This window comes from Kitasatospora sp. NPDC101176 (assembly GCF_044768035.1).
Lineage (GTDB): Bacteria > Actinomycetota > Actinomycetes > Streptomycetales > Streptomycetaceae > Kitasatospora.
This window is the reverse complement of the sequence record NZ_JBIWPA010000003.1, coordinates 22,475-36,737: the sequence shown is the minus strand read 5'-3', so window position 1 is coordinate 36,737 and position 14,263 is coordinate 22,475. Positions and strand designations below refer to the sequence as shown.

Annotated in this window: 14 protein-coding genes; 10 read left to right on the top strand and 4 right to left on the bottom strand. The window is 74.2% G+C overall.

Annotated elements, in window-relative coordinates:
- Positions 1-58: 58 nt before the first annotated feature.
- Positions 59-556 (bottom strand): ATP-binding protein, encoded by a 498-nt coding sequence (locus tag ACIRS1_RS05350; protein ID WP_402836954.1) that lies wholly within the window; start codon positions 554-556, stop codon positions 59-61.
- Between the two features lie 511 nt (positions 557-1,067).
- Here ACIRS1_RS05350 and ACIRS1_RS05345 point away from each other — a divergent pair.
- Entirely contained in the window at positions 1,068-1,694 is a 627-nt protein-coding gene (locus ACIRS1_RS05345) for a response regulator transcription factor (RefSeq protein WP_402836952.1), read from the top strand.
- 28 nt (positions 1,695-1,722) lie between these two features.
- Here the strand turns inward: ACIRS1_RS05345 and ACIRS1_RS05340 are convergent, their stop codons facing one another.
- Positions 1,723-2,139, bottom strand: a complete 417-nt coding sequence (locus ACIRS1_RS05340) for a hypothetical protein (RefSeq protein ID WP_402836950.1) — start codon at positions 2,137-2,139, stop codon at positions 1,723-1,725.
- 130 nt (positions 2,140-2,269) lie between these two features.
- On the opposite strand from ACIRS1_RS05340, the gene ACIRS1_RS05335 reads away from it, so the two are divergent.
- The 6 genes from ACIRS1_RS05335 to ACIRS1_RS05310 all read left to right on the top strand — a co-directional run bounded on the left by ACIRS1_RS05335 (position 2,270) and on the right by ACIRS1_RS05310 (position 9,320).
- On the top strand, positions 2,270-3,646 hold the full coding sequence (locus ACIRS1_RS05335) for a hypothetical protein (protein WP_402836948.1): 1,377 nt from the start codon (positions 2,270-2,272) through the stop codon (positions 3,644-3,646).
- Between the two features lie 79 nt (positions 3,647-3,725).
- Entirely contained in the window at positions 3,726-4,409 is a 684-nt protein-coding gene (locus tag ACIRS1_RS05330; protein ID WP_402836946.1) for a response regulator transcription factor, read from the top strand.
- Positions 4,406-5,695, top strand: coding sequence for a sensor histidine kinase (locus ACIRS1_RS05325; RefSeq protein WP_402836944.1), 1,290 nt, complete (start codon positions 4,406-4,408; stop codon positions 5,693-5,695). Before ACIRS1_RS05330 ends, ACIRS1_RS05325 begins: the two co-directional genes overlap by 4 nt.
- A 269-nt stretch (positions 5,696-5,964) precedes the next feature.
- Entirely contained in the window at positions 5,965-6,654 is a 690-nt protein-coding gene (locus tag ACIRS1_RS05320) for a transglycosylase family protein (RefSeq protein WP_402836942.1), read from the top strand.
- 346 nt (positions 6,655-7,000) lie between these two features.
- On the top strand, positions 7,001-7,894 hold the full coding sequence (gene lepB, locus ACIRS1_RS05315) for a signal peptidase I (RefSeq protein ID WP_402836940.1): 894 nt from the start codon (positions 7,001-7,003) through the stop codon (positions 7,892-7,894).
- 160 nt (positions 7,895-8,054) lie between these two features.
- Positions 8,055-9,320 (top strand): sensor histidine kinase, encoded by a 1,266-nt coding sequence (locus ACIRS1_RS05310; RefSeq protein ID WP_402836939.1) that lies wholly within the window; start codon positions 8,055-8,057, stop codon positions 9,318-9,320.
- A 65-nt stretch (positions 9,321-9,385) separates the two neighbouring features.
- On the opposite strand, the gene ACIRS1_RS05305 is transcribed toward ACIRS1_RS05310, so the two are convergent.
- Both ACIRS1_RS05305 and ACIRS1_RS05300 read right to left on the bottom strand, forming a co-directional pair.
- Positions 9,386-10,270, bottom strand: a complete 885-nt coding sequence (locus ACIRS1_RS05305; protein WP_402836937.1) for an NlpC/P60 family protein — start codon at positions 10,268-10,270, stop codon at positions 9,386-9,388.
- Between the two features lie 302 nt (positions 10,271-10,572).
- Positions 10,573-12,033, bottom strand: coding sequence for a sugar porter family MFS transporter (locus tag ACIRS1_RS05300; RefSeq protein ID WP_402836935.1), 1,461 nt, complete (start codon positions 12,031-12,033; stop codon positions 10,573-10,575).
- A gap of 753 nt (positions 12,034-12,786) precedes the next feature.
- Between ACIRS1_RS05300 and ACIRS1_RS05295 the strand changes: the two genes are divergently transcribed.
- Genes ACIRS1_RS05295 through ACIRS1_RS05285 form a run of 3 tightly spaced genes read left to right on the top strand, consistent with a single transcriptional unit; the run spans position 12,787 to position 14,160 of the window.
- Positions 12,787-13,155, top strand: coding sequence for a hypothetical protein (locus tag ACIRS1_RS05295; RefSeq protein ID WP_402836933.1), 369 nt, complete (start codon positions 12,787-12,789; stop codon positions 13,153-13,155).
- A gap of 5 nt (positions 13,156-13,160) precedes the next feature.
- Complete coding sequence (locus ACIRS1_RS05290) at positions 13,161-13,637, top strand: ATP-binding protein (protein ID WP_402836931.1); 477 nt, start codon at positions 13,161-13,163, stop codon at positions 13,635-13,637.
- 7 nt (positions 13,638-13,644) lie between these two features.
- Positions 13,645-14,160 carry a hypothetical protein gene (locus ACIRS1_RS05285; RefSeq protein WP_402836929.1) on the top strand — a complete coding sequence of 172 codons (516 nt, stop codon included), beginning with the start codon at positions 13,645-13,647 and terminating at the stop codon, positions 14,158-14,160.
- The last annotated feature ends 103 nt before the right edge of the window (positions 14,161-14,263 follow it).

Genomic DNA, 14,263 nt, shown 5'->3' with positions numbered 1-14,263 from the left:
CGAGGTGGTGCGGATGAGGTGACGGGCGGCGCGGTGGCCGGCCACGGGTTTCGGAGGGTCAGGCGGCTTGTGGGGGCAGAGCGAGCCGGGCCCAGTAGGAGACCCCGGTCCCGGAGTCGCGCCGCCCCCAGTCCCGGGCGTACACGCGGACCAGGCCCAGGCCCTCGCCCGCCGACCGGTCGGCGGGCGTCGTCCCCGCCATGACCGGGACGGACCGGGCCGGCCCGTCCGAGGAGACCATCACGAGGACCCCGCGCTCGCGGCCCTCCCGCTCTCCGGCCGGCGACGCGTCCTCCCGGGACAGGTACACCTCGCAGGCGCCCGCCCCTTCGCGCAGGCACTGGCAGGTGAGCTCGATCACCGCCAGGGCGATGATCTCCAGATCGACGGGGTCGGCCGGCCAGTCGGCCAGGACCCGGCGCAGCGCGATGCGCAGGTCCCGCAGTGCCGAGGGGTCGTCGGGCAGTCGCCAGCCCACCCGTCGGCCGTCCTGCGTGTGGACGATGGTGTCGGCGAGGACGGGGCCGGGCGGTGGGGGGATCTGGGCCTGGGACAACGCGATCGCCCTTCCTGCTGGGTGGTGGCGGTCGAGCGGCCGGCTGGCCGCACGGGCGGCCCGCACCCCGCGGATGCGGTGCCCGGACGGCCGGTGCACCGTTCCCGCGCGCTCGGCGAACCGCCTCCCCGGCGGCCCTGTCCGCCAGTCTGCTCGGCTCCGCCGTCCCCCCGGCTGGCCCGATGGGCTGATCCCCGGGCGGATCCGCGGCCGCCTCCGATCGGGGGAGCCGGGCACCCGCGCCCCGGCCGGATCCCGGTAGGGACGGGGCGTCCGAGGCACCTCCCGGCGGCCGGTTGGGCAAAGCAACCCGTCCGCTAACCAGCCATTAGGGCAGCGCCTCCCATACTGGAGATGCCTCTTCGGGAGATGCCCCGCCGACCGGTCGACCGCCGGTCCGGCGCTTCCCGTGGAGCCTCAGCCGCCGAGTGGCCCGTCGGGCCCCCACGGCCGGGCCCGGCCACCCGCCGGCCTGATCGGTCACCACCACCGCCACCTCAGGGAGTTTCAGATGTCCCACGTCATACCCGTCTACGTGCAGGCCTCCGATCCGATCTCCGAGGCGGGCCTGGCCGCGTCGATCCGTCAGCGCGCCGAGGTCCGGGTCGTCGGCCAGGACCTGGTGTGCGACGAGACCGTCGGCCTGCTCGCAGCCGAACGCATCGACGAACAGGCCCTGGCGCTGCTGCGCGCGATGAAGGGCCTCGGCATCGGCCAGGTGGTCATGGTCGCGGGAGACCTCGACGAGGAGGGGGTGGTCGCCGCGGCGGAGGCGGGCGTGGCCGGGCTGCTGCGCAGGGGCGAGGCGACCGCCGACCGCCTGGTGCAGGTCGTCAGTTCGGTGCGCAAGGGCGCCGGCGTGGTCCCGCCGGATCTGCTGGGCCGCCTCCTCAAGCAGGTCGCCAGCCTGCAGCACCACGTGCTCGCACCCCGGGGGATCGGCCTGTCGGGCCTGACCGAGCGCGAGACCGAGGTACTGCGGATGGTGGCCACCGGCATGGGCACCCAGGAGATCGCCCAGCAGCTCGCGTACTCCGAACGCACCGTCAAGAACACCCTGCACGACGTCACCAGCCGCTTCCACCTGCGCAACCGCTCGCACGCGGTGGCCTACGCGATCCGCGAGGGCTACATCTAGGCCGGCCGGCCACGCCCGCCCGCGGGGCTCAGAGCTCAGGGGCTCCGTAGTACATCGAGTACGGCGGGTCCAGGGCGAGTCCGAAGACCCGCACCTCGATGGTGGCGTCGCTCTCGTCCAGCGACACCCGGTAACCGCACCGGGTGATCGGGTTCCTGCGCGCCTCGTCGTGCCAGCCGAAGCCGCGGAAGGTCAGGTAGCCGGTCCGCACCTGGTTCTCCTCGACGCGGACGGTGGCTGTGCCGTTGAGCAGCTGGTTGCCGATCTCGTTGGTGAGCTCGACCTTGCACACCGTCGCCGGGGTGTTGGGTTTGCCCCGGAACGCGAACACCAACTGGTCGTTCGGGAAGGACAGCAGGCCCCGGCGCTCCTCCTGGGAGGTGATGTCGAAGGTGAAGTACTGGTCGTAGACGGCGCCGCTGGGCGCCTCGTAGATGAAGTCCATGCGGCAACTGTGGCCGGTGCCACGGTCGCCGCCCAGGGACGTCCGTCCCGCCCGAGGGGGCGTTCCCGCTGCCCGGACAGTGCTGCCCGTCGACGCGATCGGGCACCGTGACACAGGAGGAGTCAACGCCGTGGGAGTGATCGCCACGCTGGAACGGCCCGTCGTCGAGGTGGCGCCGGGGGAGAGCGCCGACTGCGAGGTCAGGCTCTACAACGACGGCACGGTGGTGGACACCTTCGTGCTGGACGTCCTGGGGGACGCCCGCGACTGGGTCACCGTCTCCCCGCAGGAGGTCAGCGCCTTCCCCGGCGACGTCGCGACCGCCAAACTCACCTTCGCGCCGCCGCGCAGCGCCGACGTCGCGGAGGGCGTGATCGGCTACGCGCTGCGGGCCATGTCGCAGGAGGACACCGAGCACTCGGCGATCGAGGAGGGCAGCGTCCGGGTCGGCGGCTTCCAGGAGGTGGAGACCGAACTGGTGCCGCGGACGATCCGCGGCAGCCGCGCGGCACGGGGCCGGATCGCCATCGACAACCTCGGCAACTCCCCGGTCCCGGTGCGCCTGTCGGGCACCGACGAGGACGGGCTGCTCCGCTTCCGCTTCAAGCCCTCGACCGTCACCGTCGACGGCGGCACCACCCGCATGGTGCCCTACCGGCTGCGTCCGAAGACCCGCTTCCTGCGCGGCCAGCCCCGCACGCACGTCTACCGGGTCGTCGTCACCGCCGCCGGGAAGCGGACCGAGACCACCGGCTCCCTGGTCCAACCCCCCATGCTGCCGCACTGGGCGCCCAAGGCCCTGCTGCTCGCGGCCGCGGCCGCCGTGGTAACCCTGGTCATCTCCCCGACCTTCTTCAAGCCCCAGGCCGACTCCCAGGTCACCAGCGCCCAGTCCTCCCAGACGCCGTCCCCCGGGACCTCGCCCGGCAGCGGGGCATCGGACGGAGCGACCCAGCCCCCGTCCGGTGACCAGGGCGCGACCACCAGCCCCTCCAACGGCACCGGCGGCTCACCCGGCACCACCCCCTCGCCCAGCGGCAGCGGCGCGCCGTCCCAGGGCACCACCAAACCCGCCACCGGCACCTCGCCGAGCACCTCGCCCGGCAACGGAACCGGCAGCGGCACCAACCAGGGAACGTCCGGCGACCAACCGGTCGAGACCCACCAGGCCGATCTGCGCCTCGGCGGCAAGGCCAAGCCGGCGAAGGCCGGCGTCTACACCCGCTTCGACCACACCGTCCCGGACGGGAACGTCCTGGAGATCAGCGACCTGGTGCTGGAGAACCCGGCGAACGACAGCGGCACGCTCCAACTGCTGCGCGGGGACCAGCTGCTGCGCTCCTTCGACCTGAAGGACCCGCAACGCGAGTGGCACTGGCTCAACCCCCGTCGTTTCGCCGCCGGCGAGAAGCTCGTGATCGCGATCAACTGCACCAACACCGGCGGCAAGGAGTGCACCACCGTCGCCGCCCTCTCCGGCCACTCCTACGGGCCGGGGCAGCAGTGAGCGCCGCCCCCGCCCCGCCGGCCACCCGCCGGACCCCGCCCCACCGCCACCCCCACCGCCGCACACCGAGGACACCGCCATGGCCCACGTACTGCTGATCGAGGACGACGAACCGATCAGGACGAGCCTGGCGGCGGCCCTGGCCCGCCTCGGCCACCGCGTCGACAGCGCCGACACCGCCGTCGCCGGGATCGGCCTGGCGGTCCAGCACCACGCGGACATCGTCGTCCTCGACCTCGGCCTGCCCGACCTCGACGGTCTGCAGGCACTGAAGATGCTGCGCGCCGCGACCACCGTCCCGGTGGTCATCGCCACCGCCCGCGACGACGAACACCAGATGGTCCGGGCCCTGAACCTCGGCGCCGACGACTACGTGATCAAGCCGTTCTCGGTCGAGCACCTCAACGCCCGGATCACCGCCGTGCTGCGTCGCACGGCCCCGGCACCGCCGTCGGTGCCCCTGCGCGTGGGCGGCCTGCGGATCGACCAGGGCGCCCACACCGTGTCCCTGGACGGCGCCGAACTCGTGCTCCGCCCCAAGGAGTTCAGCCTGCTGGCCTACCTCGCCGAGCATGCGGGGCGGGTGGTGGGCAAGGACGAGCTGCGCTCGGCGGTGTGGGACAACGCCTTCGGGGTCACCGACAAGACGGTGGACGTGCACCTGTCCTGGCTGCGACGCAGGCTCGGCGAGACGGCCGCGCAGCCCCGCTACCTGCACAGCGTCCGAGGGGTCGGCGTCAAGCTGGCAGCGCCCGCAGCGTGAGAGTACGGATCGCCCTGCTGGTCGCGGTCACCACCCTCGTCAGCACGGGACTGCTCGCGCTGCCGCTGGCGTGGTACGTGCGGCACACCTACCTGCAGGAGGCCAGCGCGGCCGCGTTCTCCCGGGCGCAGCGCCTCGCGGCGGTGATCGCCGAGCTGCCGGGGACCGGAGCCCAGCTGGAGGACGAGTTGCGCCGCCGGGTCAGCCCCGCCCTGGGCGACGTGGTCTTCCTCCCGGACGGCCGCTCCCTGGGCCGCCCGGTGACCGGTGATCCCGTGGTCGAACGGAACCTGGCCGAGGCGGTGGTCCCGGACCGGGCGCAGCTGGGCCAGGGCACGACCGACCACGTCTACCTGATCCCCGTGGACACGGCCGGCGGCGAACGGGTGGTCGTCGCCGCGACGATCGAGGACCACGCCCCCTGGGACGCGATCCGCCGGATCTGGATCGCGATCGGCGGCGCGCTGGTCCTCCTGCCGGCCACCGCGAGCCTGTTGGCGGACCGGATGGGGCGCGGACTGGTGGCGCCGGTGGAGCGGTTGTCGCACGCCGCCTCCTGCATGTCGGACGGTGACCTCTCGGTGCGCGTCGAGGTCGGCGGAGCCCCCGAACTGAAGCGGCTGGCGGAGTCGTTCAATGCCATGGCGGGCCAGATCCAGGCCCGCGTCGCGGCCGAGCGCGAGGCCGTGGCCGACATCTCCCACCGCCTGCGCACCCCGGTGACCGCCCTGATGCTGCAAGCCGAGTCGCTCAACGACCCGCTGGAGTCGGAGCGGCTGCTGGAGAGCACCAGACGCCTGCAGCGCGAGGTCAGCCACGTCATCGACCGGGCCCGCCGGCCGGTGACCGACCAGCACGGCGCCAGCTGCGACCTGGCCGAGGTGGCGCGTGAACAGGTCGCCTTCTGGGCCCCGCTGGCCGAGGACCAGGACCGCCGCTGCGACTTCGAGGTACACGGCCGCTGGCATCGCATCCGCGCCGCGGAGGAGGAGGTGGCGGCGGCCGTCGACGCGCTGCTGGGCAACGTCTTCACCCACACGCCGGACGGCACCGCCATGGCCGTCACCGTCGACGGCCGCCGCCACGGCCACGTGGTGCTGACCGTCACCGACCGGGGGCCCGGCATCGACCCCCGGCACCTGAACCGGGGCTTCAGCGGCACCGGCTCCAGCGGCCTGGGCCTCGACATCGTGGACCGGCTGGCCCGCAGCGCCGGGGGTTCGCTGCGCCTGGACCGCCCGCCCGGCGGTGGCGCCCGGGTCACCGTCACCTTCGGCTGCCGCTGACCGCGCCGACGGCCCCGGGCCGCCCGCGGTGGCGGGCGAAGCGTCAGGCCGGCGTTAGCGCCACGTTATCGTCCGGCCTGCCTAGCCTGCACAGGCGCCCGGACAACCGGGCCGCGGCCCCGGCACGTCGGCTCCTGCCGCCGGACCGCGCGACAACCCCTGCGGCAGGAGCCGGGGAGAGAGCGGCGACGGCCGCCGCGCAGCGCAGTCAGCAGCCCGCGAGGCGCTCGGCCGCCGGACCGCCCCCGGCGGCGTGGATCGGAGACACCATGATTCTCACCGGCAGCGGACGACACCGCCGGCCCGGCGCCCCCACCCGAGCGGCGAGCAAAGCGGCGGTCGCCGTCACGGCCACCGCCGGCATCGCCCTTCCCATCGCGGCCGCCACCAGCGCCCAGGCCGCGCCCGCGGTCCCGGACAGCGCGGCCCCGCAGTGGGACCAGCTGGCGAGTTGCGAGAGCGGCGGCAACTGGCACATCAACACCGGCAACGGCTACTACGGAGGCCTGCAGTTCGACAAGTCCACCTGGCTGAGCGTCCGCGGCACCTCCACGGCGCCCACGGCCGACAAGGCCACCCGTGAGGAGCAGATCGCGGCCGCGACGACCCTCTACAAGCACAACGGCGGATGGTCCGCCTGGCCGAGCTGCTCGGCCAAGCTGGGCCTCAAGGCCCTCGTGCCGCAGGCCAAGGCCTCGGACAAGCTACCCGAGCGCGCCGTCACGCCGGAGCCCAAGGCGGCCACCAAGCCGCCCGTGCGCGCCGTCACGCCGGACACCAAGGCCTCGGAGAAGACGCCCGCGCGCTCCGGCCACGGGAGCTACACCGTTCGGGAGGGCGACACCCTGTCCGGCATCGCCCTCGCCCACGGCACCACCTGGCAGGACCTGCACCACAAGAACGCCGGTTCCGTCGCCGACCCGAACGTGATCCGGGTCGGACAGACCATCACCCTGTAGCGGTGGAGCGCCGCGCCGTGCGCCGCCCGGGCACCCTGCCCTCGTCCACCCCCGGGGCAACCGATCGGGGGAGGGGCCCGCACCGGCGAGGCTCCTACGGTGGAGTGCAGACCGGGACGACCACACGGGGCCGGACCGGTCGCCCCGATGGAGACCGAACCGGCGGTGGGGCGCCGGGGGCGGCCTGCAGGAACGGCGCGACCCGGACGATCGCGCCGGTGGCCGCCATCGGTACCAGCGGCGCAAGGGTGGGCTGGGCCCCCTTCCCGTTCCGACGGGAAGGGGGCCCCGGCGTGTGCGGACGGGGACCTGCGGTGGTAGGGGTTCCAGGAAAGGGCGGGAGCACGTGACGGCACGGAGCCGAGCGGACCGGCGCCAGCACGCCGCCGGGCGCCGCCGTACGCGGCACACGCCTGCGGGCATCCAGCGCCCCCGGTATCTGCCGCTCCAGCTGCTGGCCCTGCTGCTCCTCGGCTGCGCCCTGTCGTTCCTGATCAGGACCACCCTCGTCGAGGCCTTCGTGATCCCGTCCGGGTCGATGGAGAACACCCTGCGCATCGGCGACCGGGTGCTCGTCGACAAGCTGTCCCCGTGGTTCGGGGCGCAGCCCCGGCGCGGCGAGGTGGTCGTCTTCCACGATCCGGGGCACTGGCTCGACGACGAGGAGTCGCCCGGATCGACCGGGGGGCCGCTGGGCTGGGCCCGCGAGGGCCTGGGGGCGCTGGGGGTGCTGCCGCAGGCGGGTCGCGGGGACCTGGTCAAGCGGGTGATCGCGGTCGGCGGCGACACCGTGCGGTGCGAGGCGGGCGCCCCGGTGACGGTCGACGGCGTGCCGCTGCGCGAGCCCTACCTCTACCCGGGTGCGACGCCCTGTGACGACTACCCGGTGGGGACGGTGACCGTGCCCCGGGGCGACCTCTGGGTGATGGGCGACCACCGGGACCTCTCCGCGGACTCCCGCTACCACCAGCGCGAACAGGAGGGCTCGGGCTTCGTGCCGGCCGACGACGTGGTGGGCCGGGTGATCGCGGTGGCCTGGCCGGTGGCGCACTGGCGGTGGCTGCCGGTGCCGGCGGCCTTCGCCGCGGTGCCCGACCTGCCGGGCAGCCCCGCCGGCCCGCCCGCACCGGTGCCGCTCGCCGTCGCCGTCCCGGTCTTCCTGACCGGTGGGACGGCGCTCCTCGCGTGGTGGCTGCGGCACCGGCGGCTCGCCGGGACCCGGGTCGGAGCAGCAGACTGAGACCGGGGCCGCGCCGGCCCCGGGACGAGGACGGGAAGTGTCTGACGTGGACCCCGAAGGAACGACAGCGGCACGGGCCCGAGCGGCCGGACACCCGGCCCCGGACGGCTACGACACGCCGGCCGGCTCCGGAGGCGGGGACGCGCCGTCACGGGGTGTCATGGCGGCGCTGCGGGCGACCTTCACGACCCCGCCGTCGTCCGTGGAGGACCCCGACAGCCGGGAGGCGGTGCGGCAGGTCCTGGAGATCCACCAGCTCCGGGCCCTGCACGTGCAGGCGGCCCTGCGTGCGGTGCTGGCCCTGGCCGCCGCCGTCCAGATGATGGTCTTCAAACCGCCGCGCCAGGCCGAGGAAGCCAGCTATGCGCTCATGTCCTGCTACGTGGTGTGGAGCCTCGTGGTGCTGTACGCGGTGTGGCAGCGTCCGGATCCCACCCGCAAGCTCGCGTGGGCGGTCCCGTTCATCGACCTGCCGGCCCTGGTGGGCATCCTGATCGTCTCCGGCAGCTACTCGGACCCGAACTGGGAGAGCCCGTTCGCCGCCGACGGGCTGATCCTGATCTGCGTGCTCGCCGCCTTCCAGCTGGAGCCCAGGATCACGGCGGTCACCGGGGTGCTCGCCACCGTCTCCTTCGGCCTGGCCTCCGGCATCGGGCACCTCCACGCCAGCCCGGACCTGCACTTCACCCTGGCGCGGACCGCGATCATCGCGCTGGTCAGCGTGGCGGCGGTGCTGCTCTCGCGGATCCAGAAGTCGAGGACGCAGACCATCGCCAACCTCGCCCAGCACCGCTCGTGGCTGCTGGCGCACACGATGTCCACCATCGAGGTCCAGCGCCGCTACCTGGCCGAGGCGCTGCACGACGGGCCGCTGCAGAGCGTGCTGGTCGCCCGGCAGGACATCGACGAAGCGGCCTGCGACCAACCGCACGAGGCGCTGGCGAGGGCCGACGAAGCGCTCCGGGACGCCTCGCGCAGCCTCCGCTCCTCGGTGACCAACCTGCACCCGGCCGTGCTGGAGCGCGCCGGCCTCGAGCAGGCCCTGCGCGACCTCGCCGCCGACCTCGCCCAGCGCGGACGGTTCGAGGTCGAGGCGGCCTTCGAGACCAGCAGCGCCGGCCACGACGCGGACCGGCTGCTCTTCCACTGCGGGCGGGAACTGCTCACCAACATCGTCAAGCACGCCCGGGCGAAGCGGGTGCAGCTCGCCTTCGCCGTGCACTACGGACAGGCCTGGCTGACGATCGCCGACGACGGCGTGGGCATGGACCCCGGGGTCCTGCAGCAGCGGGTCGCCGAGGGGCACATCGGCCTCGCCTCGCAGCGGATCCGCGTGGAGGAGGCCGGCGGGTCGATGACCCTGCGGTCCAACCACCCGACCGGCACGGTGGTCACCATCATGGTGCCGACCGGCGGGGACGGCTGAACGCCCTCGGCCGCCGCCCGTCCTCGTCGAGGGGGCGGGCGGCGGCCGAGGGCGGGCCCGCGCGGTCAGACCACGCGGACGACGGTGACCGTGCTGTCCGGCTGGATGGAGATCGCGGACTTCTTCACGACGTCCCCCGTCTTCGGCGCGTGGATCATCATCGGCACACCGTTCTCGGTGCCGATGTAGATGCCCACGTGGTGGGGCGCAGACGGGGAGCCGAAGAAGACGAGGTCGCCCGACTTCAGGGACAGCGACCCGATGTTCTTCGGGCTGGTCTGGCCGACCTTGGTGCCGTCCTCCACCTGGTCGTAGGTCGTGCGGCCGAGCTGGACCTGTGCGTTGCGGAACGCGGCCTGGACCAGGCCCGAGCAGTCGAAGGAGGAGGGGCCGACGGCCCCCCAGATGTACGGCTTGCCGAGCTGGTTCTTGGCGAAGGCCACGGCCTGCTGCGCCTTGCCGGTGCCCAGCTCGCTGCCCGAGACGTCGGACGCGGGCTGGACCTGGACCGGCTGCTGCTGGCCGCCGGCGGGCATGTCCAGCTTCTGGCCGGTGAAGATCCGGTGCGGGTTGGGGCCGATCACCGCCCGGTTGTGGGCCTCGTCGTAGACCTGCTGCCAGGTCAGGCCGTGCTGCGAGGCGATGCCGGAGAGGGTGTCACCGGCCTTGACCTGGTAGCTGACGGGCGCCGGCGACTGGGTGCCCTGTTGGCCGGAGCCGGAGCCGGAGCCTGCGTCGGAGCCGGAGCCGGAGCCGGAGCCTGCGTCGGCGCCCGCGTCGGTGCCGGCGTCCTCGTTCGCGGAGTGCGACGAGCCGGTCGGCGCCGCATGCGCCTGGGCCACGCCGAGCAGGGGGAGGAGGGTGCCCACGCCGAGCACGCCCACCCGGCGGACGGTGGTGCGCTGGCGTGGGCGTCGATGGCTGCGGATCGCTGTTGCGGTGGCGGTCATGCTTCTCTTCCTGGGGTCGTCGATGATGCGGGCCCGCGCGGCGCGCTCGCCCGCCGGGGATCCCGGTCAGGCGTCGACTGCTCTGGAACGGACGGCAGTTCACCTGGAGTCGTCCGGGGATCCCACCCGGATGCGACCAACGCTAGGGGAGCGGACCCTAACGACCGGTTACAGGAAGCCTGAAGGTCCACCAGCCCTGGAACCGCGGGCCCGCGGTGCGCTGCGCTGTGCACACGGCGCCGTCCACCAGCCCCTCGGGGGGTGGTGGACGGCGCCGTGCGGGAACGCGGTGGCGTCGGGCCTCAGACGGCCGGGGCGTCGGCGTCCACGTCCTCCAGCCGGGTGCCCTTCGTCTCCCGGAGGAACTTCACGGCGAAGACGGCGGAGACGGCCGCGAAACTCGCGTAACAGATGTAGGAGAAGGTCAGGCTCCACTGCGCCATCGACGGGAAACTGACCGTGATCACCCAGTTGGCCAGCCACTGCACGGTCGCCGCCAGCGACAGCGCCGTCGCCCGGATCCGGTTGGGGAACATCTCGCCCAGCATCACCCAGACCACCACGCCCCAGGAGAAGGCGAAGCAGAGCACGAACAGGTGCGCCGCCACCAGGGCCACCGTGCCCTGCAGGGCGGGCAGCGTCAGGTCGTGCCCGCTGCCCGAGGCTCCGCTGAACGCCCACGCCACGGCTCCCAGGGAGACGGCCATGCCGATCGAGCCGGCGACGGCCAGCGGCTTGCGCCCGATCCGGTCGACCAGGGCGATCGCCACGAGCGTGCCGACGATGTTGATGACCGAGGTGGACAGGCTGATGAGCAGCGAGTTGCCCTGGTCGATGCCCACGGACTGCCACAGCACCGAGGAGTAGTAGAAGATCACGTTGATGCCGACGAACTGCTGGAGCACCGACAGGGCGATGCCCAGCCAGACGATCGGCAGCAGGCCGAAGCGCCCGCCCATCAGGTCGCGCAGCGAGGGACGCCGTTCGGCGGCCCGGGCCAGCGAACCCCGGATCTCGGCGATCCGCTCCCCGGCCTTCGGACCCTCGATCTCCTCCAGCACCCGGGCGGCCTCCTCGGTGCGCCCGCGCCCGACCAGCCAGCGCGGCGACTCGGGGATCCGCAGGGTCACCGCCAGGTAGACCAGCGCCGGCAGCAGGGCCATGCCCAGCATCCACTGCCAGGCCTGGACGCCGAGCAGGTGCCCGGTGGTCTTCCCGCCGGCGGCCTGCGTCAGCGCGTAGTTGACCAGCTGGGAGCAGGCGATGCCGAGGACGATGGCCAGCTGCTGGAACGAGCCGAGGCGCCCGCGCACCTCGGACGGTGAGACCTCGGCGATGTAGGCGGGGGCGATCACCGAGGCGATGCCGATGGCGACACCGCCGACCACCCGCCACAGGGCCAGGTCCCAGATGGCGAACGGGAACATCGAGCCCACCGCGCTGACCATGAACAGCACCGCGGCGATGTGCATCACCCGCAGCCGGCCCAGCCGCTCCGCCAGCGTGCCGCCGGCCAGGGCGCCGGCGGCCGAGCCGAGCAGGGCGGCCGAGACGGTCAGCCCGGTCGCCGCGGCGCCGACCTCGAAGTGGTCCTGGATGGCACTGACCGCCCCGTTGATGACGGCACTGTCGTAGCCGAAGAGGAAGCCGGCCATCGCCGCCGCCGCCGAGATCAGCGCCACCCGGCGGGCACGCTGGCGGGGGGTGCGGACGTCCGCGGGGGAGGGCCCGGCCGCGTTGCCGGGGGCTGTGGACACAGACATGGTGAACCAGCTTCTGGATAGGGATGGTTGACGAACACGGCCCGGGTGGGCGGCGCCGCGGCGTCGCGGCGACGGGTGTCCTGCTGACACCGTAGGAGCGGGCCGGCGTGGGCCCGCCCCCCGATCGGTGGATCAGCCGGACGTCACGGCGTGTTCCGCCCCCTCCCACCCGGGCGCGGGCTGGCGTCCCCGCCCGGGCGCGGGCGTGCGCCGGCCGGGGCGAACCGGGGGTCCGGTCCGTGCGACGATCGGCAGGTCCGCACCGCCCGACCCGCGGCCCGCCGCAGCGCCTCGTCCTGCAGGGCCCGCCCGGGGGCGCCGCCGTGCCCCTGGCCGACGGCGCGACGCAGCACTCTGGCCAGAGCGGGGTGCGGGCCCGCGAGCGCGGCGCTCGCCGCGGTCACCGCCAGGGTCAGGAGCGACGTCACGAGAAGCCCCCGCCGGTGTGCCGGCCCGGCCGGGGCGGCGGGGGGTCCCCCACCACCCCGGCGCGACGGGGGAACGGGACGGCGGGTGTCGAGTGCACAGGTCACCTCGGGGGTCTGCGGACGGCAAAGCCCGCCGTGTCGGGGCGGGTCCCCGATGATCGCAAGCGCCGCCACCCGGGGGCAGGCCCGTTCGGGCAGGCCGAGCGGCCGGTATCCACTGCCCCTGCGCCCGCGGACGCGGCGCCGCGACGCGGCCCGATCGGCTCGTTGGCGCCCGTCGCGCCGCGGGCAGCACCCACCGTGAGCCTTTGCGACAGGAGCGCCGATGACCGAGAACCTCTTCTGCCCACCCGTCGGTTCGACGACCCACTGGACCACCGCCGAGGGGACCGCGGCGCAGCTGGCCACCGAGGACGGACACCTGGTGCGGGTGTACCGGGACCGCGCGGGCCTGCGCAGGATCGTCGTGCTGGACACCTGCGACAACGCCGCCTGGCCGGACACCGTCGTCCTGGACCCGGGCGAGGCCCGCGCGCTGGCCGACCTGCTGGTGCGGCCGTGGCCCGGTGACCGGACGGCGGGCTCCCCGGAGCGGACGGGCCCACCCCCGGGCGGTCCGATCGGCGGACCCGGTCGGACCGCTGCGGTCAGCACCATGGACAACGTCGTCAGTCAACGATCGCGCAGGATGTGAGAGCCGTGACCACCACCGTCGAGATGCCCCAGGCATCCCCGCTCGCCGTCCGCGCCGACCGGACCTGCCGCGCCGCCGTCGCCGAGCCGCCGGCGCAGCCCTGCACCTGGGACCTGCCCCACGAGAGCGGGTCCGCGGGGGCCGCGCGCCGGATGACCCGGGAGACGCTGGAGGACTGGGGGCTCGAGGGCGACTGCGTCGACCGCGCCCTGGTCGTCGTCTCCGAGCTGGTCACCAACGCGGTCGAGCACGCGCTGCCGCCGATCACGCTGCGGCTGGACCCCCCGGCGGAGCAGGAGACCATCCGCCTGGCGGTCGGGGACGGCGGCGCCGCCGTCCGCAAGGGCCCCTGGATCGCCAGCTGCAGCCCCGACGAGCACGGGCGCGGCTGCGACATCATCGACGCGCTGACCGTCACCCACGGCTCGCGGGTCGACGCCGACCGCTCCACCCACTGGGCCGACCTGCCGCTGGCGGGCTGAGCCACCGGTGACCGACCACACCCTCCCCGCCCAGCGCCGGCCCGCCGGCCGGGCCGGCACCGCCCCGCCGGCGACAGCCGGCGCGGGCTCCGTCACGACCATGCTGGCCCTCGCCGCCCGCCGCGCCGCCTCCTCCCACTGCCGCTTCAAGATGGCGGCCGTCCTCGCCTCCGGCAGCCGGGTCCTGGCGGTACGGACCAATGTGCGCCGCAACTCCCCGAAGATCGACTACCGCAACGCCACCTTCCACGCCGAGGAGGCGGCACTGCGCCGGGTGCGCCACCCGGTCGGCGCCGTCGCCTACGTCGCCCGGGTCGGGCACGACCTGACGCCGATGCTCGCCCGCCCCTGCCCGGACTGCCAGCGGCTCCTGGCGGAGGCCGGGGTGACCCGGGCGTACTACACGGTCGGACCGGGCGAGTACGGCCGCCTGGACCTGACCCCCCTCGGACCACCGGAAGGACGGATCCCTTCCTTCCGGCGCCGCCGTGCCGCCACCGGTCGACCATCGACGACGGCATGACGGAACCAGCGGTCCCCTGCCGGCCCGCCCTCACCCGGGCAGGCCGGCAGGAAGCCGCTCCGGCCGACCCGGGCGGACCACCCGTCCGTACCCCCGGGCCGCC